Origin of the sequence: Streptomyces sp. DH37 (assembly GCF_029813835.1) — a bacterium.
GTDB lineage: Bacteria > Actinomycetota > Actinomycetes > Streptomycetales > Streptomycetaceae > Streptomyces.
Genome location: NZ_JARVKV010000059.1, coordinates 23,717 through 45,193, shown reverse-complemented (window position 1 = coordinate 45,193; position 21,477 = coordinate 23,717). Strand labels below are relative to the sequence as shown.

Annotated in this window: 19 protein-coding genes and 1 tRNA gene; 9 read left to right on the top strand and 11 right to left on the bottom strand. The window is 76.1% G+C overall.

Annotated features, from left to right (window positions below; genetic code table 11):
- Positions 1 to 18 precede the first annotated feature (18 nt).
- From QC029_RS24020 to QC029_RS24005, 4 genes are all read right to left on the bottom strand, one after another.
- On the bottom strand, positions 19 to 774 hold the full coding sequence (locus QC029_RS24020; protein ID WP_279557852.1) for an SDR family oxidoreductase: 756 nt from the start codon (positions 772 to 774) through the stop codon (positions 19 to 21).
- 43 nt (positions 775 to 817) lie between these two features.
- Positions 818 to 1,579: a 3-oxoacyl-ACP reductase FabG gene (gene fabG / locus QC029_RS24015; RefSeq protein ID WP_279557851.1), complete on the bottom strand. Its 762-nt coding sequence runs from the start codon at positions 1,577 to 1,579 to the stop codon at positions 818 to 820.
- A 168-nt stretch (positions 1,580 to 1,747) separates the two neighbouring features.
- Positions 1,748 to 2,143, bottom strand: a complete 396-nt coding sequence (locus QC029_RS24010) for a DUF3037 domain-containing protein (RefSeq protein WP_279557850.1) — start codon at positions 2,141 to 2,143, stop codon at positions 1,748 to 1,750.
- The gene (locus QC029_RS24005; RefSeq protein ID WP_279557849.1) at positions 2,140 to 2,985 is read right to left on the bottom strand and encodes a HipA family kinase; all 846 of its coding nucleotides are present in this window, start codon (positions 2,983 to 2,985) and stop codon (positions 2,140 to 2,142) included. The genes QC029_RS24010 and QC029_RS24005 overlap by 4 nt, the downstream gene beginning before the upstream one ends.
- A gap of 92 nt (positions 2,986 to 3,077) precedes the next feature.
- Between QC029_RS24005 and QC029_RS24000 the strand changes: the two genes are divergently transcribed.
- Positions 3,078 to 5,207 carry a prolyl oligopeptidase family serine peptidase gene (locus tag QC029_RS24000; protein WP_279557848.1) on the top strand — a complete coding sequence of 710 codons (2,130 nt, stop codon included), beginning with the start codon at positions 3,078 to 3,080 and terminating at the stop codon, positions 5,205 to 5,207.
- A 344-nt stretch (positions 5,208 to 5,551) separates the two neighbouring features.
- Entirely contained in the window at positions 5,552 to 5,794 is a 243-nt protein-coding gene (locus tag QC029_RS23995) for a Rieske (2Fe-2S) protein (RefSeq protein ID WP_279557847.1), read from the top strand.
- Positions 5,795 to 5,873: 79 nt separating this feature from the next.
- Here QC029_RS23995 and QC029_RS23990 read toward each other — a convergent pair whose 3' ends face one another.
- On the bottom strand, positions 5,874 to 6,779 hold the full coding sequence (locus QC029_RS23990; RefSeq protein WP_279557846.1) for a LysR family transcriptional regulator: 906 nt from the start codon (positions 6,777 to 6,779) through the stop codon (positions 5,874 to 5,876).
- A 73-nt stretch (positions 6,780 to 6,852) separates the two neighbouring features.
- Here QC029_RS23990 and QC029_RS23985 point away from each other — a divergent pair, with 73 nt between their 5' ends.
- Entirely contained in the window at positions 6,853 to 7,851 is a 999-nt protein-coding gene (locus QC029_RS23985) for a DMT family transporter (RefSeq protein ID WP_279557845.1), read from the top strand.
- Between the two features lie 13 nt (positions 7,852 to 7,864).
- On the opposite strand, the gene QC029_RS23980 is transcribed toward QC029_RS23985, so the two are convergent.
- Positions 7,865 to 9,205 carry an aminotransferase class I/II-fold pyridoxal phosphate-dependent enzyme gene (locus tag QC029_RS23980; RefSeq protein ID WP_279557844.1) on the bottom strand — a complete coding sequence of 447 codons (1,341 nt, stop codon included), beginning with the start codon at positions 9,203 to 9,205 and terminating at the stop codon, positions 7,865 to 7,867.
- Between the two features lie 80 nt (positions 9,206 to 9,285).
- On the opposite strand from QC029_RS23980, the gene QC029_RS23975 reads away from it, so the two are divergent.
- Positions 9,286 to 9,966: a pyridoxamine 5'-phosphate oxidase family protein gene (locus tag QC029_RS23975; RefSeq protein ID WP_279557843.1), complete on the top strand. Its 681-nt coding sequence runs from the start codon at positions 9,286 to 9,288 to the stop codon at positions 9,964 to 9,966.
- Here the strand turns inward: QC029_RS23975 and QC029_RS23970 are convergent.
- The 3 genes from QC029_RS23970 to QC029_RS23960 form a co-directional block, all read right to left on the bottom strand.
- Positions 9,939 to 10,895: an EamA family transporter gene (locus QC029_RS23970; RefSeq protein ID WP_279557857.1), complete on the bottom strand. Its 957-nt coding sequence runs from the start codon at positions 10,893 to 10,895 to the stop codon at positions 9,939 to 9,941. The genes QC029_RS23975 and QC029_RS23970 overlap by 28 nt on opposite strands.
- Positions 10,896 to 11,099: 204 nt before the next feature.
- Positions 11,100 to 12,188 carry an EamA family transporter gene (locus tag QC029_RS23965; protein ID WP_279557842.1) on the bottom strand — a complete coding sequence of 363 codons (1,089 nt, stop codon included), beginning with the start codon at positions 12,186 to 12,188 and terminating at the stop codon, positions 11,100 to 11,102.
- Positions 12,189 to 12,219: 31 nt separating this feature from the next.
- Entirely contained in the window at positions 12,220 to 12,774 is a 555-nt protein-coding gene (locus QC029_RS23960; protein WP_279557841.1) for a Clp protease N-terminal domain-containing protein, read from the bottom strand.
- Positions 12,775 to 12,974: 200 nt separating this feature from the next.
- On the opposite strand from QC029_RS23960, the gene QC029_RS23955 reads away from it, so the two are divergent.
- The 4 genes from QC029_RS23955 to fdh all read left to right on the top strand — a co-directional run bounded on the left by QC029_RS23955 (position 12,975) and on the right by fdh (position 18,951).
- Positions 12,975 to 14,033, top strand: a complete 1,059-nt coding sequence (locus tag QC029_RS23955; RefSeq protein WP_279557840.1) for a 4Fe-4S dicluster domain-containing protein — start codon at positions 12,975 to 12,977, stop codon at positions 14,031 to 14,033.
- Positions 14,030 to 15,175, top strand: coding sequence for an NrfD/PsrC family molybdoenzyme membrane anchor subunit (nrfD, locus tag QC029_RS23950; RefSeq protein WP_279557839.1), 1,146 nt, complete (start codon positions 14,030 to 14,032; stop codon positions 15,173 to 15,175). Before QC029_RS23955 ends, nrfD begins: the two co-directional genes overlap by 4 nt.
- A gap of 77 nt (positions 15,176 to 15,252) precedes the next feature.
- Complete coding sequence (locus QC029_RS23945; protein ID WP_279557838.1) at positions 15,253 to 15,576, top strand: hypothetical protein; 324 nt, start codon at positions 15,253 to 15,255, stop codon at positions 15,574 to 15,576.
- Positions 15,577 to 15,663: 87 nt separating this feature from the next.
- Complete coding sequence (gene fdh, locus QC029_RS23940) at positions 15,664 to 18,951, top strand: formate dehydrogenase (protein ID WP_279557837.1); 3,288 nt, start codon at positions 15,664 to 15,666, stop codon at positions 18,949 to 18,951.
- Between the two features lie 254 nt (positions 18,952 to 19,205).
- On the opposite strand, the gene selD is transcribed toward fdh, so the two are convergent.
- Positions 19,206 to 20,258 carry a selenide, water dikinase SelD gene (selD, locus tag QC029_RS23935; RefSeq protein ID WP_279557836.1) on the bottom strand — a complete coding sequence of 351 codons (1,053 nt, stop codon included), beginning with the start codon at positions 20,256 to 20,258 and terminating at the stop codon, positions 19,206 to 19,208.
- A gap of 147 nt (positions 20,259 to 20,405) precedes the next feature.
- Here selD and QC029_RS23930 point away from each other — a divergent pair.
- Positions 20,406 to 20,501 (top strand) — tRNA-Sec (locus tag QC029_RS23930).
- Between the two features lie 322 nt (positions 20,502 to 20,823).
- Here QC029_RS23930 and QC029_RS23925 read toward each other — a convergent pair.
- Positions 20,824 to 21,378, bottom strand: a complete 555-nt coding sequence (locus QC029_RS23925) for a DoxX family protein (RefSeq protein ID WP_279557856.1) — start codon at positions 21,376 to 21,378, stop codon at positions 20,824 to 20,826.
- Positions 21,379 to 21,477: the final 99 nt, after the last annotated feature.

Here is a 21,477-nt window from a genome sequence, read left to right as displayed (position 1 = left end):
TCACGGCGGACCGCGGGGTCACTCCACCCCGGCGTTGAGGAAGATCCCGCCGTCGACCACGAGGGTCTGGCCGGTGATCCAGCCGGAGTCGTCGGAGGTGAGGAAGGCCGCCGCTCCCCCGATGTCCTCGGGCGTGCCGAGCCGCCCCATCGGGTAGCGCCTGACCACCTCCTCCTCGCGCCCCTCGTAGAGCGCGGCGGCGAACTTGGTCTTCACCACGGCCGGGGCGATGGCGTTGACCCGCACGCCCGGCGACATCTCGTGGGCGAGCTGGAGGGTGAGGTTGACCATCGCGGCCTTGCTGATGCCGTAGGCGCCGATGAAGGGCGAGGCGGACAGCCCCGCGAGGGAGGCGATGTTGACGATGGTGCCGCCGTGCTCCTTCTGCCAGGCCGCCCAGGTGCGCTGGGCGAAGCCGAGCGCCGAGAGGACGTTGGTCTCGAAGACCTTGCGGGCGACGTTCAGGTCCAGCTCCGCGATGGGGCCGAAGACCGGGTTGGTGCCGGCGTTGTTGACCAGGTGGTCGACGCGGCCGAACGCCTCCACGGTGCGTTCGACGGCCTCCGCCTGGTGGGCCTCGTCGTGGGCCTTCCCCGCGACGCCGATGGCCCGGTCCGCACCGAGCCGCGCGACGGCCTCCTCGAGGGCGTCCGCGTTGCGGCCGGTGATGCACACCCGGTCGCCGCGGGCGACGAGCGCCTCGGCGATGCCGTAGCCGATGCCGCGGCTCGCCCCGGTGATCAGGGCGACCCTGCCGCTGTCCTGCACTGCCATGAGCTTTTCCGTTCCGTCGTGTCTGGCGCGGCCGTCGGGGCCGTCAGTTGAGCGGTCCGCCGGCCACGTACAGCACCTGGCCGGAGACGAAGCCGGCCTCCTCGCCGGTGAAGAACGCGATGGCGTTGGCGATGTCCTCCGGCCTGCCCACGCGCTGGACGGGGATCTGGGAGGCGGCGGCCTTCTGGAAGTCCTCGAAGCCCATGCCGACGCGGGCGGCGGTGGCGGCGGTCATGTCGGTGACGATGAAGCCGGGGGCCACCGCGTTGGCGGTGATGCCGAACTTGCCCAGCTCCTTGGCGAGGGTCTTGGTGAAGCCCTGCAGGCCGGCCTTGGCGGCGGCGTAGTTGGCCTGGCCGCGGTTGCCGAGGGCCGAGCTGGAGGAGAGGTTGACGATCCGGCCGAAGCCGGCGTCGACCATGTGCTTCTGGCAGGCCCGGGACATCAGGAAGGCACCGCGCAGGTGCACGTTCATCACGGTGTCCCAGTCGGAGTCGCTCATCTTGAACAGCAGGTTGTCGCGGAGCACACCGGCGTTGTTGACCAGCACGGTCGGCGCGCCCAGCTCCTCGGCGACCCGCGCGACGGCGGCCTCCACCTGCTCGGTGTCCGACACGTCGCAGCCGACCGCCAGCGCCTTGCCGCCCGCCGCGGTGATCTTCTCCACGACGTCCGCGCAGGCCGACTCGTCCAGGTCGAGCACGGCGACGGCCCGGCCCTCGGCGGCCAGCCGGACGGCGGTGGCGGCGCCGATCCCCCGGGCTCCGCCCGTGACGATCGCGACACGCTGCTCGGTGGTGGACATGCTGGTCTCCTCGCACTCGAATGGGTGAGCAACCGCTTAGTACCTTCGGCAGACGTGACGCTAGAAGCACGGACACGCTGTGTCAACGGGCGGCGGCGCGGGTGAGGCCCAGCCCACGTCCGGGCCCCGCGGCCGCCCGCCCTCCCCGCGTGCGGTCCGGTGCGCCCCTCAGCGCACCAGCAGCTCCAGCAGCCGCTCGGTCTCCGCCTCGGGGTCGGCGGTCAGCCCGGTGTGCACCGGCCCCGGCTGGACGACGGTGGAGCGGGGCGCGACCAGCCAGCGGAAGCGCCGTCCCGCGTCGTCGGCGGCGGCCTGCCCGGCCTCCGCTCCCCCGCGGCACACGCACTCCACGGCGTGCAGGGCGGCCCGCACCCCCTCGACGTCGGCGTCCGGGTCGAGCGCCCGCAGCCGCCCGGTGTCCAGGTGCGTCCGGGCCGCGACGAAGGACCGGGCGCGGCAGTAGACGACGACCCCGGCGTTGATCAGCTCGCCGCGCTCCACCCGGGGGACCACGCGCAGCACGGCGTACTCGAAGACGTCGCGCCCGCTGTACTGCCCGCTCACCGCGCTCCTTCGCCCTTCCTCAGTCCGCTGACGGCGTCCGCCCAGTCCTTCAGCCAGCCCGGCGCCCTGGACGGCCCCTCCCGGCTCGGCGCCCCGACGGTGATCCGCTCGTGGACCGTACCGGCCCGGGCGGCCAGCACCTCGACGTAGGCGCGGCGCAGCGCGTCCGGTGTGTCGAAGCCCGGCTCGCCCTCCAGCCACTCGTCGGGGATCTCGGCGGCGCACCGGGCCAGCAGGTCCTCCGTCACGCGCGGCGCCAGTTCGGCGGCGGCCGAGGCGATGTCGGGGCCCACGGGGGCCAGGGCGTGGTCGGAGGCGTCGTACGGCTTGTCGGCCGCCCTGGCCGCGGTGGGCCAGTTGTGGTGCCAGATCAGGGTGGCGCCGTGGTCGATGAGCCACAGGTCGCCGTGCCAGACGAGCATGTTGGGGTTGCGCCAGGAGCGGTCGACGTTGCCCACCAGGGCGTCGAACCACACCACGCGCCCGGCCTCCTTCTCGCCCACCCGGTAGGCGAGCGGGTCGAAGCCTATCGAGCCGGGCAGGAAGTCCATCCCCAGGTTCAGCCCGCCGCTGGCCTTGAGCAGCTCCTGCACCTCCTGGTCGGGCTCGCCCAGGCCGATCACCGGGTCGAGCCGGACGCGGACCAGGTCGGGCACGCGCAGACCGAGCCGCTGGGCGAGCCGTCCGCACAGCACCTCGGCCACCAGGGTCTTGCGCCCCTGCCCGGCTCCGGTGAACTTCACGACGTAGGTGCCCAGGTCGTCGGCCTCGACGATGCCGGGCAGCGATCCGCCCTCGCGCAGGGGCGTCACATAGCGCGTGGCGGTGACTTCGGGGAGCATCCCGCCAGGTTAGACGGCGCGCGCGGGGGGCCGCGAACGGTTTCGGGCTCCGGCCGGACCGGGGCGGCGAAGGGTCTGCTATGCCTACCCCCATGGCTTCCACCCAGACGTCCCCCGGCGGCACGCCCCCGCCCGGACCGCCCGCCGGACCGTCCCTCTTCCCGCGGCAGTTCGCCCGTACCCGCCGCTTCTCGCTCGGTGTCCCCCGCCACCCGGCGGTGTCGCCGGACGGCGCGCGCGTGCTGTTCGTCCGCACCGGCGGCGGCGCCGATCCCGTCGGGCGGCTGTGGCTGTGGGAGGACGGGAGGGAGCGGCTGCTGGCCGCGCCGCACGGCGCCGAGGACGGCGCGCGCCCGGTACCGCCCGAGGAGCGGGCGCGGCGCGAGCGGGCGCGCGAACGGTCCACGGGCGTGGTGGCGTACGCGGCCGACCGGGAGCTGCGGCGGGCGGTGTACGCGCTCGGCGGCGCGCTGTGGGCGGTGGAGACCGGCGGCGGCACGCCGTTCCCGGTGTCGGCGGCCGGTCCCGTGGTGGATCCGCGGCCGTCGCCGGACGGGGCGCTGATCGCGTACGTCACCGGCGGCGCGCTGCACGTCGTCGGCTTCGACGGCCGCGGCGACCGGTGCCTGGCCGCCCCCGAGGGGCCGCGGGTGGCGTACGGGCTGACCGACCACGTGTCGGCCGAGTCGATGGGGCGGCTGCGCGGCCACTGGTGGGCCCCGGACGGGCGGGCCCTGCTGGCGGCCCGGGTGGACACCTCGGCGGTGCGGCGCCGGTGGATCTCCGACCCGGCGCACCCCGAGCGCCCGCCGCGCTCCATGGCCTATCCGGCGGCCGGCACGCCCAACGCCGAGGTCACCCTGCACCTGCTCTCCCTGGACGGCGGGCGCACCGAGGTGGTCTGGGACCGCGCCGCCTTCGAGTACGTCGTGGCGGCCGACTGGGACGCCCACGGCCCGCTGGTCACCGTGCAGAGCCGCGACCAGCGCGTCCTGCGGGTCATGGCGGCCGACCCCGCCACGGGCGCCACCCGCGTCCTGCACGAGCAGCGCGACCCGCACTGGGTGGAGCTGCTGCCGGGCGCACCGTGCCGCACCGCCTCGGGGCTGCTGGTGCGGGCGGAGGAGTCGGCCGGCACCCGGCGGCTGCGCGTCGGCGACGCCCTCACCCCGGCGGGCCTCCAGGTCACCGGGGTGCTGGGCACGGACGGCGAGGAGGTCCTGTTCACCGGGTGCGAGGACCCGCTCGAGGAGCACGTGTGGACCATGGGGCCGGGGTCGGGCTGCCGCCGCGTCAGCGGGGGACCCGGGGTGCACTCGGCCGCCGCGGCCGGCGGCACCGTGGTCCTCGACGGCCTGACCCCGGACGGCCACGAGGTCACCGTCCGGCGCGGTGGGGCGGTGGCGGGGCGGATCGCCTCCCTCGCCGAGGAGCCCGTCGTCACGCCCCGGCCCGTCTTCCTCGCACAGGGGAGGCGGCGGCTGCGCAGCGCGCTGTTCCTGCCCTCGGGGTACGACCACCGCGCGCCGGGCGCCCGCCCCCTGCCCGTTCTGCTCAGCCCCTACTCCGGGCCGGGGACGCGGCTGGTGGTGCGGGCCAGGACGTGGTGGGCGTGCGTGGCCCAGTGGTTCGCCGAGCAGGGCTTCGCCGTGCTGGTCACCGACGGACGCGGCACCCCGGGACGGGGGCCGGAGTGGGAGAAGGAGATCCGCGGCGACCAGCTCACGCCCGTGCTGGAGGACCAGATCGACGCCCTGCGCGCGACGGTGTCGGAGCGGCCGTACCTGGACCCGGAGAGGGTGGCGATCCGCGGCTGGTCCTTCGGCGGCACCCTCGCCGCCGCGGCCGTGCTGCGCCACCCGGAGGTCTTCCACGCCGCCGTCGCCGGAGCGGCCCCCACCGACCAGCGGCTGTACGACACGCACTGGAAGGAGCGCTACCTGGGCCACCCGGAGGAGGAGCCGGAGAACTACGAGCGCTCCTCGCTGCTGCGCGACGCCCACCGGCTGTGCCGTCCGCTGCTGCTGGTCCACGGCACCGCCGACGACAACGTGGCCTTCGCCCACACGCTGCGGCTGTCGGCGGCGCTGCTGGCCGCCGGGCGCGAGCACGCGGTGCTGCCGCTGTCCGGCGCGGGGCACACGGGAGGCGACGGGACGACCGCCGAGCGGCTGCTCGGCTTCGAACTCCGCTTCCTGCGCGACGCGCTCGGGATCGCGTGACGGGGCCGGGGCGGAGGGCGGCGCGGGGCCCGGGCGGGAATCGGGCGCGGCGTTGAGCGCGGCGGCCCCCGGCCGCGTACGGCCCGGTGGAACCGCCCCCGAGACGACGGGCGGTGCCCCATGACCGACGCACCCGCTCCCCCGCCCCCGGCGCTCCGTCCTCGCGGCGGCGGGGGCCGTCCCGCTCGCCGTCCCACTCGCCGCCTGCGGGGACTCCGGCGGCGGCTCCGGCGGCCCGGCCTGCCGGCGTCCGGGCAGCCCGCGCCGGAGGGGCCCGCCGGGACCGGAGGCGGCGCGGACGGCCGGAGCCGGCCCCGGCCCCCCGGATCCCCGAGGGCGGCGGGGTGGTGTTCACGGGCCGGAAGGTGGTGGTCACCCAGCCGGGCGCGGGCCGGTACGAGGCGTTCCCGGCGGTCTGCACGCACCGGGGGCGCCCGGTGACCTCGGTGGCCGACGGCGCCGTCGTCTGCGGCTGCCACGACGGCCGGTTCGACATGGCGGACGGCTCGGTGAAGGGCGGCCCCGCCACCCGGCCGCCGGCCCCGACGGACATCACGGTCGAGGGCGGTTCCGTACGGCCGGCCTGATCCCGCCGCCCCGGACGCCCGCCGCCTCCGCTCCCCTCGCCCCTCGCCGCCCGCCCGCTCCCCCGGCGGGCGGCGGCCGTCAGCCGCCCACGCCGTCCGCGGCCGCGCGCAGCGCCTCCACCGCCGCCCGGATGGACGGCCTGCGGTCGGCGTCCTCGCGCCACACCGCGTAGATGTGCCGCTTCATCGTGTGCCGCACGGGAGCGACCACCACCCCCTCCGGCAGCGGCCCGCGGCCGAGGCGGGGCGCGACGGCGACCCCGAGCCCGGCGCCGACCAGGGCGAGCTGGGTGTGGTGCTCCCCGGCGGTGTGGCACAGCTTGGGCTCGATGCCCTGGCCGCGCAGGGTGAACAGCAGCCAGTCGTGGCAGAACTCGCCCCCGGGCCAGGAGATCCACTCGTCGTCCGCGAAGTCCGCCAGCTCCACCCACTCCGCCCCGGCGCGGGGGTGGGCGGCGGGCATCGCCACGTCGGCCGGGTCGTCCAGGAGGGACTCCTTGGCCAGCCCGCCGGGCAGGGAGAGGGGACGGTTGTGCCAGTCCAGGACGACCGCGAGGTCGATGTCCCCGCGCACCAGCATCCGCACCGAGTCCTCGGGCTCCAGCTCCCGCATCCGGACGCGCAGTTGGGGGTGGTCGGCGCGCAGCGCGGCCAGGACGGCGGGGAACAGCCCGCGGGCGGCGGTGGGGAAGGCGCTCAGCAGCAGTTCGCCGACGGCCTGGCCGCGGTGGGCCTCCAGGTCGGCCTCGGCGAGTTCGAGCTGGGAGAGGATGCGCTGGGCGTGCCCGGCGAGCAGGCGCCCGGCGTCGGTGAGCCGGACGCCGCGGCCGTTCTTGGCGAGCAGCTGCTGGCCGGTCTCGCGCTCCAGCTTGGCCATCTGCTGGGAGACGGCCGAGGTGGTGACGTGCAGCCCCTCGGCCGCGCCGCTCACCGAGCCGTGGCGGGCGACGGCGTGGAGGATGCGGAGCCGGTCCAGATTCAACATGTAAGCGATGCTACGTGATCCACTCCATCAATTCTCGCTTGTCCTTAATCATCCTCAGCGCGATCGTTGACGCATGTCCGCTTCCGCTTCCGCTCCCGCCGGCACCGCGCCGGTCCCCGCCCGCTCCGACGGCCCCGCCGGCCCGGTCGCCCCCGGCGCCCCGGCACCCGCGGCCGCCCGCCGCCTGCCCGCCGTCGACTGGCGCGTCCGCTTCGCCGTCCTCTGCCTGATCTGGGGCTTCAGCTTCCTGCTGATCAAGGTCGGCACCCACGGCTTCGCCCCGCTCCAGGTCACCCTCGGCCGCCTGGTGTTCGGCACGGCCGTCCTGGGCGCGGTGCTGCTGGTGCGGCGCGAGCGGCTGCCGCGGGGGCCGCGCACCTGGGGGCACCTGGCGGTCGCGGCGTTCCTGCTGAACGCGCTGCCCTTCACGCTCTTCTCCTACGCCGAGCTGACCATCTCCTCCACCCTGGCGGGCATCTGCAACGCCACCACCCCGCTGTGGGGCATGCTGCTCTCCCTGGTCGCCCTCTCCGACGACCGGCCGACCAGGCGCCGGGTCGCCGGGCTCGGCATCGGCTTCGCCGGGGTCCTGATCGTGCTCGGCGCCTGGCAGGGCTTCAGCGGCCAGGACCCCACGGGCACGGCCATGGCGCTGGTCGCCTCGCTCAGCTACGCGGTCGGCTGGGTGTACGTGCGCCGCACGCTGTCGGGCGCCGGCGGCTCGAACGTGGCGATGGCCGGCTCCCAGCTCCTGCTCGGCACCCTCCATCTGGCCCTGGTCACCCCGCTGTTCACCTCCTTCCCGGCCTCCTTCCCCGTCGGGCCGCTGCTGGCGGTCGCGGCGCTGGGCGCGCTGGGCACCGGGGTCGCCTTCCTGCTGCAGTACGGACTGGTGGCCGAGGTGGGACCGACCACGGCCACCCTCGTCACGTACTTCATCCCCGTGATCGCCACCGCGGCCGGGGTGGCGCTGCTGGACGAGCACCTGACCTGGAACACCCCCGTCGGCGCGCTGATCGTGCTCGCCGGCGCCGCGCTCACCCGGAGCGGGCCGCGGCGCGCGCGGACGTGACAGGCGGTACGGTTCAGCCGTACCGCCGCGCCTCGCCGGGCCGGATCGCCGCCGCCACCGCGTCGGCGACCGGCCCGGCGTCGTCCTCGGACAGGGCGGAGACGGTCAGGCGGACGCCGGGCGGCGAGGCGATCCGGAAGCGGGCGCCGGGGGCGGCGGCCCAGCCGGCCCGCAGCAGCCGGGCGATCGCACCGGTCTCGTCGGGCACCGGCACCCAGACGTTCAGCCCGCTGCGCCCGTGCGCCTCCACCCCGCGCACGGCGAGCGCCTCGAGCAGCGCGGTGCGGCGCCGGTCGTAGGAGCCGGCCACCTCGGCGGGATCGACCGCCCGGCTCTCCCACAGGGCGGTGACGGTGTGCTGGAGCAGGTGGCTCACCCAGCCGGGCCCGAGCCGCTGCCGCCCGCGCACCCGGTCGACGGTGACGGGGTCGCCGGTCAGCACGGCCAGCCGCAGGTCGGGGCCGTACGCCTTGGCGGTGGAGCGCACCAGCGCCCAGTGCTCCGTGGGGCCGCCCTCGGCCACCAGCGGGTGCAGGGGCAGGTCGACGATGCCGTGCCCGTGGTCGTCCTCGAGCAGCAGGACGTGCGGGTGCCCGGCCAGCACGCGGCGCAGTTCGCGGGCGCGCGGCGCGGAGACGGCGGCGCCGGTCGGGTTCTGCGCCCGGTCGGTGACGACCAGGGCCCGCGCGCCCTGCCCCAGCGCCCGTTCGACCGCCTCCGGCAGCGGGCCCTCGTCGTCGAGGGCGAACGGCAGCGTCCTCAGGCCCAGCGCCGGGACGAGGTCCAGCAGGCTTCCCCAGCCCGGGTCCTCCACGGCGACCGCGTCGCCGGGCCTGAGGTGGGCCGCCAGCACCCGTTCGATGGCGTCCAGCGAGCCGGAGGCGGCGGCGACGGGGCCGGGCGGCACGCCGTCGGCGTCGAACGCCGCCCGCGCCAGCCGGACCAGGTCGCCGGTGAGTTCGGGGGCGCCGTAGAGCGTCGGGCGCCGCTCGTGCCGCCGCGCGGCGGCGGTGAGCGCGGCGCTCAGCGAGGGCAGCAGCGCCGGGTCCGGGTTGCCCTCGGAGATGTCGCGCACGCCCTCGGGCGCCTCCACGCGGATCGCCTCGCGGGCGGTGGTCGCCGGGCGCGGGCGCACCCGGCTGCCGCGCCGTCCGGCCGTCTCGATCACGCCGCGCTCGCGCAGGGTGCGGTAGGCGGCGGCGACCGTGTTGGGGTTCACCCCCAGTTCGGCCGCCAGCTCCCGCAGGGGCGGCAGGAGCCGGCCCGGCTCCAACTCCCCCGAGCCGACCCCTCGTTCCACGCTGGCGGCGATCTCGGCTGCGCGCCGCCCCTCGATCCGATACTCTCCTAGCACAAAAAGCATTATGAACTAGTGCAATACAGGGAGCAAGTCGGCGGAGCCGTCCCGCCGCAGACGAGAGGGAGTTGACCGCCATGTCCGCCACCGCCCCCGGGAGCGCGTACACCCCCACCGAGCGCACCGTTCCGACCCGGGGCCGCAAGCGCGCGGCGTACGACCGCGAACTGGTGCACGCGATCCTCGACGACGGGTACCTGTGCCACCTCGGCTTCGTCCGCGACGGCGCGCCGGTCGTCCTGCCGACGCTCTACGCCCGGGTCGGCGAGCGGCTGTACGTCCACGGCTCCACCGGCTCCCGGCCGCTCCGGGCGGCGGGCGCCTCCGACCCGGGGCTGCCCGTCTGCCTGACGGTGACGCACCTGGACGGCCTGGTGCTGGCCCGCTCCGCCTTCCACCACTCGGTCAACTACCGCTCGGTGGTGGTGCACGGCACCGCGCACCGGGTGACCGACCCGGCCGAGCGGGCCGCCGCGCTCGACGCCATCGTCGACCAGGCGGTCCCCGGGCGCTCGGCCGACTCGCGTCCGGCCGACGAACGGGAGCTGGCCGCCACCGCCGTCGTCGCCCTGGACCTGGAGGAGGTCTCGGCGAAGGTCCGCACCGGCGGCCCGAACGACGAGCCGGAGGACCTCTCCCTGCCCCACTGGAGCGGCGTGGTGCCGGTGCGGCGGGTCTACGGCGCTCCCGTGCCGGCCGAGGACCTGGCTCCGGGCGCCGCCGTGCCCGGCTACCTCACCGCGCTCGCCGCGCTCTGACGGGCGGCACGCGCCGAGTGCGCGGTGCCCACGACGGTCGCCGCGGTGAGCCGCTCGCCCAGCAGGACGACGGCGATCACGGCCGCGCTCACCGGCTCGATGAGCATGATCACCGAGGCGGTGGCCGACCGCACGACCGCCGCCCCCGCGAAGTACAGCGCGTACGCCAGCGCCGTCGGCACCGCGGCCGTGTACGCCAGCAGGACCAGCACCCTCAGCGGGTCCTCGGTGGTGTGCGGCAGCAGCCCCTCGGCGAGCCCCAGCGGCAGCAGGCACACCGCGCCGATGCCGAACGCCCAGGTGGTGGTGGAGTACGGGTCGCCGCCTCCGCCGTCGCGGCCCATCCACCGGGTCAGCAGGGTGATGGCGGCGTAGCCGGAGGCGGACAGCAGCGCCAGGCCGACGCCCAGCGGCCGCACCGTCGTCCCGTCGCCGCCCAGGCACAGCACCGTCAGGCCGGCCAGCGCGCCGATCACGGCCGCCAGGCCGCCGCGGCCCAGCCGCTCGCCCATCGTCAGCCGGGCCCCGAGCGCGATCAGCACGGGTCCGGCGCCGAGGGTGACGACCGTGCCGACGGCGAGCCCGGTGGCCTGGACCGCCGCGAAGTAGGCGGTCTGGAAGAGCGTCAGGCCCAGCCCGGTGGCGACGATCCGCCCCACCCGGCGGCGCCTCGGCTCGGGCGCGGCGGAGGCGGCGGCACGGCCCGCACCGGCGGTACGGCGCAGCGGGAGGAACGCCAGCAGCAGGGCGATCCCGCCGACGTAGCGCCAGAAGGACAGGGCGATCGGCCCCAGGTCGCTGGCGCGGTACAGCAGGGCGGCCGCGGCTCCGGCGGTGCCCCAGGCGACCCCGGCGACGATCAGATAGAGCAGCCCGCGTCCGACGGACAGTCCGTCGGCGGGTGCGGCGCCACCCGCGGAATCATCGATTCCGCCAGTGGTCGCGGCGGTGGACAGGGTGGAAGTGGATTTCGACACGTGTGAGTTCTCCGCGTACGTCGGGAAGTGGTCGTGTGGTCCCGTACGCGGGCAGCGTTGGCCTGCGCGGCGGCGATGACGCCCCGGCGCGGTCCTCCTCGGCGGCCCGCCCTACGCGGCGGGCGGGGGCAGCACGGTCGAATGCATGCTCGTACCCTACGAGGCGGGCGCGTCCGCGGACAACCGCCCCCCTCCGCGTCCCTCTCCGTCCGCGGTCTCGCCGGCGGCACGCACGGTCCCGCCCGTGCCGCCGCCGGCCACCGGCCCGGCGGGCGGGGCCGCGGGAGCGGCGCGCTGCGCGATGAACGCGCCCGCCAGCACCACGGCGCCGCCGAACACCTGGACCGCCGACAGCCGCTCGTCCAGCAGCACCCAGGCCAGCACGGTGGCCACCACCGCCTCCAGACAGGCCACCACCCCCGCCACCTGCGGCGAGAGCCTGCGCACCGCTATCACCCCGGTCAGATAGGCGGCCACGGTCGCCACCAGCACGATCCAGCCCAGCAGTACGGCCGCGGGCACCTGGGCGCCGCCGGCACCGGCCAGCTCGGCCCGCCCGCCCAGCACCGACCACTCCATCTCCCACGGGCGGGCGACGGCGGTGAGCACCAGCGCGCCGATCAGCAGTCCGTAGGCGATGACGCCCAGCGGATCGGGCGCCCGCGCCCCCTCGGCGTCGCCGGTCCCGTGGTCGGAGAGGACGAAGTAGCCGACCTGGCAGCAGGCGGCGCCCAGCGCCAGCAGCAGCCCCCAGGCGTCGAAGCCGAGCCCGGCCCAGATCTCCACCACGCACGCCAGTCCGCCGACGGCCAGCACCACCCCCACGCCCGCCGCCCGGCTCACCGGCCGCCGCTGGACGAAGCGCACCCAGCCCAGCACCAGCGCGGGCGCGAGGTACTCCACCAGCAGCGCGACCCCGACCGGAATGCGGGAGATCGCCGCGAAGTAGCACGCCTGGACACCCGCGACGGCCAGCAGCCCGAACCCGGCCAGCAGCGCCGGGTGCCGGCGCAGCAGACCGCGGTGGCGCCAGGCCAGCGGCAGCAGGACGACGGCGGCGCCCGCGACCCTGAGCCAGGTGACGTGCAGCGGGTCGAGCCCGGCGTTGATCAGTGGCTTCGCCGCGGGCCCGGAGCCGCCGAAGGCGACGGCGGAGACGAGGGCGAGGGTGAGTCCGGCGCTCGTCCTCGAGGAAGCGGAACCCGAGGGGGCGGAAGGGGCGGACGGAGATGTCGGGGCATGCACCGGCCCATCATGGCAGCACCCGACAGGAGTGTCAGCGGCTGCGTCCCTGACAGGCCCGCCGGGAGGCGTCCTCGGCGGCCCGGGCGGCCGGCTCCCGGGGGATCGCTCCCGCGCGGCGCAGCACCTCCACGGCCCGGCAGCGCGGGTCGGCGAGCAGCGCGTCCAGCAGGTCCGTGCCCTCCGCCCGTGCGCCGCCCCGTGCCCGCGCCCGCCGCAGCGCGCCCTCCAGGGCCGCCACCGCGGCCGGGGACCAGCCGGACGTACCGCCTCGGACGGCGGCCGGGGCCGCCGCCTCTCCGGCGGCGCCCTCCACGGCCCGCTGCCAGCGCAGCCCGTATCCGATGCTGCGCTGCGCGAGGTAGCCGAGGATCCGCGTCAGGCGTGCCGTGCCGCCGAGGGCGGCGCGCACGGCCGGATCGGACTCGACCAGGCCGTGCAGCAGGTGGGCGGTGTCGACGTGCCGGTCGCCGTCCCGCCCGGCGCGGCGGCGCGCGCTCGACAGCGCCGCGGCCAGCTCCGGGCCGAACGCGTCGCAGACCTCCGGTCGCCGGCCGGTCCGTTCGGGGCAAGACGTACGGTTGCGCACGTTCCCCACCCCATCACCCCGCCGGTTCCCGGGCATCCGCGCCGGGGCCCATTCGCGCATCCCCCCGAGGTCGGGGGGCGCGGCGCGTCGCCTCCTTCCTCAGGCGGAGGAACGAACGGCCCCGTTTCGCCCGGCGGCGTACCGGGGACCCGTGGACAGCACATCCGCCGACGGGTGCACCGGAAGGGAGAACGGGCTCCATGACCGACACCGCCGCACAGAGCGGGGACACCGGGCCGTCCACCGCGGGAGGCCTGCTCCACGGCGTGCAGCCCGACGTGGCCGGCGCCGCCGGGCACCGCGACCACCCGCCCCGCATGGGCTTCTTCACCGACACCTCGGTCTGCATCGGCTGCAAGGCGTGCGAGGTGGCGTGCAAGGAGTGGAACGCCGTGCCGGAGGACGGCCTGGAGCTGACGGGCATGTCCTACGACAACTCCCAGGGGCTGAGCGCCTCCACCTGGCGGCACGTCGCCTTCATCGAGCAGCGCAAGCCCCTGGGGAGCCAGGAGCCGGGCGTGGCCCACGGCTCCGCGGGCGACACCGGCGACGCGGGCGACATGGGAGCCTTCGACGCCTTCGCCGCCGCCGGGCGGCTGGGCGCCACCGCCCCCGCGCCGGACGCCCCGGGAGGGGCCGGAACGGGCGCCCCCGCCGGGGAGATCTCCCCCCTCGCCCCGGACGGACGCACCGAACTGCGCTGGCTGATGGCCTCGGACGTGTGCAAGCACTGCACCCACGCGGCCTGCCTGGACGTGTGCCCCACCGGCTCGCTGTTCCGCACCGAGTTCGGCACCGTCGTCGTCCAGGAGGACGTCTGCAACGGCTGCGGCTACTGCGTGCCCGCCTGCCCCTACGGCGTGATCGACCAGCGCAAGGAGGACGGCCGCGCCTGGAAGTGCACCCTGTGCTACGACCGGCTGGGCGAGGGCATGGAACCGGCCTGCGCCAAGGCGTGCCCCACCGACTCCATCCAGTTCGGGCCGCTGGACGAACTGCGGGAGCGGGCCGCCGCCCGGGTGGCCCAACTGCACGCCGCCGGCGTGCCCGACGCCCGGCTGTACGGCGAGGACCCCGCCGACGGCGTCGGCGGCGACGGCGCCTTCTTCCTGCTGCTCGACGAGCCGGAGACCTACGGCCTGCCGCCCGACCCGGTGGTGACCACCCGTGACCTGCCGTCGATGTGGCGGCACGCGGCGGTGGCGGCGGCGGCGATGGCCGCCGGCGTGGCCGCCTGCTTCGCCGGGAGGCGCCGGTGAGCGCCGACGAGCCGACCGGGCCGGGACCGGACGGGCCGGCCGGGCCGGACGGGTCCGGCGGCGCGGGGCCCGACGGCGGGCGCCCCGGCAGGACGGCCGCGACCGGCCAGGGCGGCGGCCGGCACCGCCGCAGGCGCCGGCGCGGGGAGCGACCGGTGGTGCCCGAGGCCGAGTTCACCTCGTACTACGGCATGCCGATCCTCAACCGGCCCACCTGGAAGGCCCTCGACATCGCGGGCTACCTCTTCCTGGGCGGTCTGGCCGGCGGCTCCTCGCTGCTGGCCGCCGGGGCGCACGCCACCGGGCGCCGCTCCCTGGCGCGATCGGCGAAGATCGGGGCGCTGGGGGCCATCTCCGCGTCCACGGTGGCGCTCATCCACGACCTGGGCCGTCCGGAGCGCTTCTACAACATGCTGCGGGTCGCCAAGCCCACCTCGCCCATGAGCGTGGGCTCCTGGATCCTGGCCGGCTACGGCCCGCTGGCCGGCGTGGCCGCCGCGACCGAGGTGACCGGGTGGTTCCGGCGCACCGGCGCGGCGGCCACGGCCGGCGCGGCGCTGCTCGGTCCGGCCGTCGCCTCCTACACGGCCGTGCTGATCGCCGACACGGCCGTGCCGTCCTGGCACGAGGGCTACCGCGAACTGCCGTTCGTCTTCACCGGTTCGGGGACCGCCGCGGCCGCCGGGCTGGGCATGCTCGCCACTCCCGTGGAGCAGGCCGGTCCGGCGCGGCGCGCCGCCGTCCTCGGGGCCGCGCTCGAACTGGGCGCCACCGCGGTGATGACCCGCCGCATGGGTCTGGCCGCCGAGCCGCTGGAGCGGGGCGGGGCCGGTGCCCTGATGCGCGCCTCCAAGGTCCTCACCACGGCCGGCGCCGCCGCGGGCCTGCTGGCCGCGCACCGCAGCCGGACGGCCGCGGCGCTGTCGGGGGCGGCCCTGCTGGCCGGTTCGGCGGCCCTGCGGTTCGGCGTCTTCCGGGCGGGCGTGGCCTCCGCGGAGGACCCGAAGTACACGGTCGTGCCGCAGCGCGACCGGTTGCGGGCGAGGGCCCGGGCACGGCGCGGTCAGGAGCCGCCGCACGGGGGACACGGGGAGGCCGGTCGTTTGGCCGGGGAGGACCGGGGTACCCCGGGGAGCCGGTGACGGGACCGATGACGGGACCGATGACGGGACCGATGACGGGACCGATGACGGGACCGGTGAGGAGGGAGGTCGGTGCGGTGCCCACGCGCGAGCAGGTGCTGCGGCTGCTGGAGTCCGGCCTGGACTACGGCGCCGCGGGCGAGCGGCTGGGCGTCTCCCCGGGGCAGGCCTACATGATCGCGACCGGTCTGCCCGCCGACGGCGGCGACCCGGTGACCGCGGAGCAGACGCGTCGCCCCGGAGTGCCGCGGAGCGGCGGTGTGCAGGAGCTGGCGCACGCCGGGTCCGCCGATCCCGGCGCCCGGGAGTCGGTCCACCGCTGGCTGCGGCGGCGGGCCCTGTCGGACGAGCAGATGCGCCGGGCCGCCCGGCGCGGCGCGGCGGCGCGGGACGAGGCGTAGGAAAGAACGGGACGGGACGGCGCGGGACTGCGCGGGCCCGTGCGGGACAGCGCAGGACGAGCCGAGGAACAGCGAGGGACGGCGAACGTGGGCATCCGAACCTGGATCGAATCCTGGCCGGTCTACCGGCAGCTCACCGGTGACGACCCGTTGGGCCGCGGCGCCGCCGCCGAGAGCGGGCACACCGCGCGGCTGACGCCGCGGGTGCGCACCGCCGAGAAGGTGGTGAGGTCGGTCTGCCCGTACTGCGCGGTCGGCTGCGGCCAGAACGTCTACGTCGAGGACGGGAGGGTCACCCAGATCGAGGGCGACCCCGACTCCCCGGTCTCCCGCGGGCGGCTGTGCCCCAAGGGGGCGGCCAGCCTCCAGCTGACCACCGGCTCGGCCCGCGCCCGCCACGTGCTCCACCGGCGGCCGTACGCCACCGACTGGGAGCGGCTGGACCTGGACACGGCGATGGACATGATCGCCGACCGGGTGATCGCGGCGCGCCGGTCCGGATGGCAGGAGGAGTACGGCGGGAGGCGGGTGCGGCGCACCATGGGCTTCGCGAGCCTGGGCGGCGCCACGCTCGACAACGAGGAGAACTACCTGATCAAGAAGCTGTTCACGGCGCTGGGCGCCGTGCAGATCGAGAACCAGGCCCGTATTTGACACTCCTCCACGGTCCCCAGTCTGGGGACCTCCTTCGGCCGCGGCGGCGCGACCACCTTCCAGCAGGACCTGCAGAACTCGGACTGCATCGTCATCCAGGGATCGAACATGGCCGAGTGCCATCCGGTCGGGTTCCAGTGGGTGATGGAGGCCAAGGCGCGGGGCGCGAAGGTGATCCACGTCGACCCGCGGTTCACCCGCACCAGCGCACTGGCCGACGTCCACGTGCCGCTGCGCGCGGGCAGTGACATCGCGTTCCTCGGCGCGATCGTCAACCACGTCCTGAGCGAGGAGAAGTACTTCCGCGACTACCTGGTGGCGTACACCAACGCGCCGGTGATCCTGCGTGAGGACTTCCGCGACACCGAGGACCTCGACGGCGTCTTCTCCGGACTGGACGAGGAGCGGCGCACGTACGACGCGAGCAGCTGGCAGTACGAGGGGACGCAGGCCCAGGCGGCCTCGGGGCACCGGGAGCAGAGCTACCCCCGGGGCGGGGAGGGGCCGCGCGGCGGGGGGTCGGAGGAGGAGTCCGGCGAGATCTTCCGGGAGGCCCGCGGCGAGTCCCACGGATCCGGCGGCGCCGGCATCGGCGAGGGCAGTCCGCGGCGGGACGACACGCTCGGCGACCCGCGGTGCGTCTTCCAGGTGCTCAAGCGGCACTTCGCCCGGTACACGCCCGAACTGGTGGAGGAGGTCTGCGGGGTGCCGCGCGACCTGTTCGAGCGGGTCTGCGAGCTGATCACCGACAACTCGGGCCGGGACCGCACCACGGCGATCGCCTACGCCGTCGGCTGGACCCAGCACACGGTCGGCGTGCAGTACATCCGGACCGCGGCGATCCTGCAGACCCTGCTGGGCAACATGGGACGCCCGGGCGGCGGCATCCTCGCCCTGCGCGGGCACGCCTCGATCCAGGGCTCGACCGACATCCCGACGCTGTTCAACCTGCTGCCCGGCTACATCCCCATGCCGCACGCCCACACCGGCTCGGACCTCGACACCTTCGTCGACGCCGAGTCCGGCAAGAGGGGCTACTGGGGCCACATGCGCGCCTACCTGGTGAGCCTGCTCAAGGCGTACTGGGGACCGGCCGCGACGGAGGACAACGACTTCTGCTTCGACTACCTGCCGCGCCTGACCGGCACGCACAGCACCTACGAGACCGTGCGGGAGCAGATGGAGGGCGTCTGCAAGGGCTACTTCCTGATGGGCGAGAACCCCTCGGTCGGCTCGGCCAACGGCCGGATGCAGCGTCTGGGCATGGCCAACCTCGACTGGCTGGTGGTCCGCGACCTGTCGCTGATCGAGAGCGCCACCTGGTGGAAGGACGGCCCGGAGATCGAGACGGGCGAGCTGCGCACCGAGGAGATCGGCACCGAGGTGTTCTTCCTGCCGGCGGCCTCGCACACCGAGAAGGACGGCAGCTTCACCAACACCCAGCGCATGCTCCAGTGGCGCCACAAGGCGGTGGAGCCGCCCGGGGACGCGCGCAGCGACCTGTGGTTCATGTACCACCTCGGGCGGATCGTCCGGGAGAAGCTGGCCGGCTCCACCGACGAGCGGGACCGCCCGGTCCTCGACCTGACGTGGGACTACCCGGTCCACGGCGAGACCGCCGAGCCGGAGGCCGAGGCCGTCCTCGCCGAGATCAACGGCTTCGACGCCGAGGGCCGGCCGCTGTCCGCCTACACCCAGCTCAGGGACGACGGCTCGACGGCGTGCGGCTGCTGGATCTACTGCGGCGTCTACGCCGACGGCGTCAACCAGGCGGCGCGCCGCAAACCGGGGAGGCAGCAGAACTGGGTCGCCCCCGAGTGGGGCTGGGCCTGGCCCGCCAACCGCCGGATCCTGTACAACCGGGCCTCGGCGGACCCCGGGGGCAGGCCGTGGAGCGAGCGCAAGGCCCTGGTGTGGTGGGACGAGGAGCAGGGGCGGTGGACCGGCCACGACGTCCCGGACTTCCCCGAGGAGCGGCGCCCGGACCACGTGCCGGACGAGGGCGCCACGGGCTCCGAGGCGCTGTCGGGCACCGACGCCTTCGTCATGCAGGCCGACGGCAAGGCGTGGCTGTACGTGCCCACCGGGCTGCTCGACGGGCCGCTGCCGACGCACTACGAGCCCCAGGAGTCGCCGTTCACCAACCCGCTCTACCGCCGGCAGCGCAACCCCGTCCGGTTCCTGGGGAGGCCGCATCCGGCCAACCGGTACCAGCCCAGCGGCGCGGAGCCGGGGTCGGAGGTCTTCCCGTACGTGGCGACCACCTACCGGCTCACCGAGCACCACACCGCGGGCGGCATGTCCCGGTGGCAGCCGTACCTGTCCGAGCTCCAGCCGGAGTTCTTCTGCGAGGTGTCGCCGGAGCTGGCCGCGGAGCGGGGGCTGGAGCACATGGGCTGGGCCACGGTGGTCAGCGCCCGTGCCGCGATCGAGGCCCGGGTGATGGTGACCGACCGGATGTCGCCGATCACGGTGCAGGGCCGGAGCCTGCACCAGATCGGGCTCCCCTACCACTGGGGCTCCAACGGCTACTCGCGCGGGGACTCCGCGAACGAACTGCTCCACCTCTCCCTGGACCCCAACGTGCACATCCAGGAGACCAAGGCCCTGGCGTGCGACATCCGGCCGGGACGCCGGCCGCGCGGACCGGAGCTCCTGGCGCTGGTGCGCGAGTACCGGGTGCGGGCGGGGATCACCGGGGACACGGGCACGGGGATGTGACGGGGCGCGGGCGGCCTGCCTCGTCCGCGCCGTCCGGGCCGCCCGCGCCCGGACCCGCCCGTACCGGGGTGACGGGCCGTCACTCCCCGGTCCGGCGGACGCCTCCGGCCCTCCCGGGCGGGCCGCCGGGATCCCCTCCCGGCGTCCGGCTGCTCATCGCCGCCCGCGGCGGCTTCGGGGCGGCGGGCGCGACGGCGGGCGCGACGGCGCCCCCGCCCCGGCCGCGGCGCCGGCCGGATGGGCCGCGGCGTCCGTCAGCGGACCACCAGGGCGTGCTCCCCCGCCTCGACCAGTTCGCCGACCACGGGCGCGCCGGGGACCTCCCCGGCCACCAGCAGGCCGCCGGAGGTCTGGGCGTCGGCCAGCAGCAGCCGGGTGTGCTCGTCCGCGCTCCCGAAGTCGGTGTGCGGGGCGACCCAGTCGAGGTTGCGGCGGGTGCCGCCGCTGACATAGCCGTCGCGGACCGCCTCCCGGGCGCCCTCCAGGTAGGGCACGGCGGCCGAGTCCACCACGGCGGTCACCCCCGACGCACGCGCCATCTTGTACAGGTGGCCCAGCAGCCCGAAGCCGGTGACGTCCGTGGCACAGCGCGCGCCCGCCGCCAGGGCCGCCTCGGAGGCGTCCCGGTTGAGGGCCGCCATGGTCTCCACCGCCTGCTCGAAGAACTCGCCCGTGGCCTTGTGCCGGTTGTTGAGCACGCCCAGGCCCAGCGGCTTGGTGAGCGACAGCGGCACCCCCGGCCGTCCGGCGTCGTTGCGCAGCAGCCTGTCCGGGTCGGCGACCCCGGTGACGGCCATGCCGTACTTGGGCTCCACGTCGTCGACGCTGTGACCGCCGCCGACGTGGCAGCCCGCCTGCCCGGCGACCTCCAGCCCGCCGCGCAGCACCTCCCGGGCCAGCTCGAACGGCAGCTTCCCGCGCGGCCAGCCCAGCAGGTTCACGGCCACCAGGGGCCGGCCGCCCATGGCGTACACGTCCGACAGCGCGTTGGCGGCGGCGATGCGCCCCCAGTGGTAGGGATCGTCCACCACGGGCGTGAAGAAGTCGGCGGTGGCGATCACGGCGGGACCGCCGCCCGGTCCGGGCAGGCGCACGGCGGCGGCGTCGTCGCCGGTGTCCAGCCCGACCAGCAGCTCGCCCGCGGGCTCGGCCGTGGGCACGGCCCCCGTCAGCCCGGCCACGGCCTCCTCCAGCTCGCCGGGCGGGATCTTGCAGGCACAGCCGCCACCGTGCGCGTACCGGGTCAGCCGTACGGGCGCCGCGCCCGGGGCGCCCTGCCGGCCGCCCGTCTCGCTCCGGGTGTGCATCGCGTTCCCCTCTCACCGGCCCGCGCCGGGCGTCGCGGCACCGGCTGCCCCATGATCACCGGCCGAAACACCGGGGCAGGAGATTGACTCCCGGCGAGCCGCCGGGTTTGGATGATCCACGTCCGGACGCACGCGTCCCGGCGGCGTGGAGGCGTAAGGGTGCCTGGTGGCCCTCCCGGTCTTCAAAACCGAGGTGCCCGAGGATCTCGGGCAGGTGGGTTCGATTCCCATCCGCCTCCGCCACTCGACCCGCCGTCCGTCCCGCCGTCCGGCCCACGAGAGGCGCGCCCCGGAAGGACTCCGGGCGCACGGCGGGCGCACCGGCCCCGGCGACGTACCCCGGCCGGAGCGGTGCCACCGCCACGCCGGCCGGCGCCCGTCCCCGGCGCGGCACACCCGCATGGACGGCACCGTCCTCCCCGCCGCCGGCGACATCGCCGGCCGGGTCCGACGACCCGTGCGAGCTGGTCACCGGGCGCCCGCCACCGAGCGGTCGGCCGGCCCCCGGGAAGGGCGCCGGTACGCCGCCGCGCCGGGAACGATCCGTACGGCGGGGCCGGCGCCGTCAGTCGGGAACGGGGCCCGCGCCGGGGGGCGTCGCCTGTTCCGGTCCGCTGCCGAGCGCGCCCGCCCGGCGGCGCAGGACGACGGCGGCGGCCGCGGTGCTCGCCGCGAAGGCGGCGGCCATCGCCCAGGGGCGGTTGAGGCGGTGGCCCAGCGCGTGGTCCAGGGAGTAGCGCCCCGGGCCGGCGACGCTGATGCAGGTGGCGACGAACCCGAGGAAGGCCGGGTACTCGTAACCGCCCTCGGTGACGAAGAAGCCGGCCGGGGCGTGGACCGACACCGCGCCGGTCATGGTGCCCGCGACCGCGGCTCCCGCGGCCGGCGTGGCCAGGCCCAGGGCCAGCAGCGCTCCGCCGCCCGCCTCGGCGAGCCCCGAGGCCAGCGCGCTCGCCCTGCCGGGCGTGAAGCCCATGTACTCCATCGCCTCCCGGGTGCCCTCCAGACCGTGCCCGCCGAACCAGCCGAAGAGCTTCTGGGCGCCGTGCGCGAACAGGACGCCGCCCGCGCCCGCCCTGAGGACGAGCAGTCCCAGGTCGCGGCGGTCGATCGGGGCCAGGGGCATGGGGATCACCTCTCCGGGGTGCGGTGGCCCTCCCCAGCCTCGCCACTGCCCGGCGGGTCCGCCACTTCCCTGATCCGTTCGGGGCAACCGCGG

Bases quoted from the DNA above. Each gene is read 5' to 3' on its own strand.
- QC029_RS24000 (WP_279557848.1), top strand. From the start codon at position 3,078: ATGGCTTCCACCCAGACGTCCCCCGGCGGCACGCCCCCGCCCGGACCG.
- QC029_RS24020 (WP_279557852.1), bottom strand. From the start codon at position 774: ATGGCAGTGCAGGACAGCGGCAGGGTCGCCCTGATCACCGGGGCGAGC.
- QC029_RS24005 (WP_279557849.1), bottom strand. From the start codon at position 2,985: ATGCTCCCCGAAGTCACCGCCACGCGCTATGTGACGCCCCTGCGCGAG.
- selD (WP_279557836.1), bottom strand. From the start codon at position 20,258: ATGCACACCCGGAGCGAGACGGGCGGCCGGCAGGGCGCCCCGGGCGCG.
- QC029_RS23975 (WP_279557843.1), top strand. From the start codon at position 9,286: ATGTCCGCCACCGCCCCCGGGAGCGCGTACACCCCCACCGAGCGCACC.
- fabG (WP_279557851.1), bottom strand. From the start codon at position 1,579: ATGTCCACCACCGAGCAGCGTGTCGCGATCGTCACGGGCGGAGCCCGG.
- QC029_RS23955 (WP_279557840.1), top strand. From the start codon at position 12,975: ATGACCGACACCGCCGCACAGAGCGGGGACACCGGGCCGTCCACCGCG.
- QC029_RS23990 (WP_279557846.1), bottom strand. From the start codon at position 6,779: ATGTTGAATCTGGACCGGCTCCGCATCCTCCACGCCGTCGCCCGCCAC.
- QC029_RS23985 (WP_279557845.1), top strand. From the start codon at position 6,853: ATGTCCGCTTCCGCTTCCGCTCCCGCCGGCACCGCGCCGGTCCCCGCC.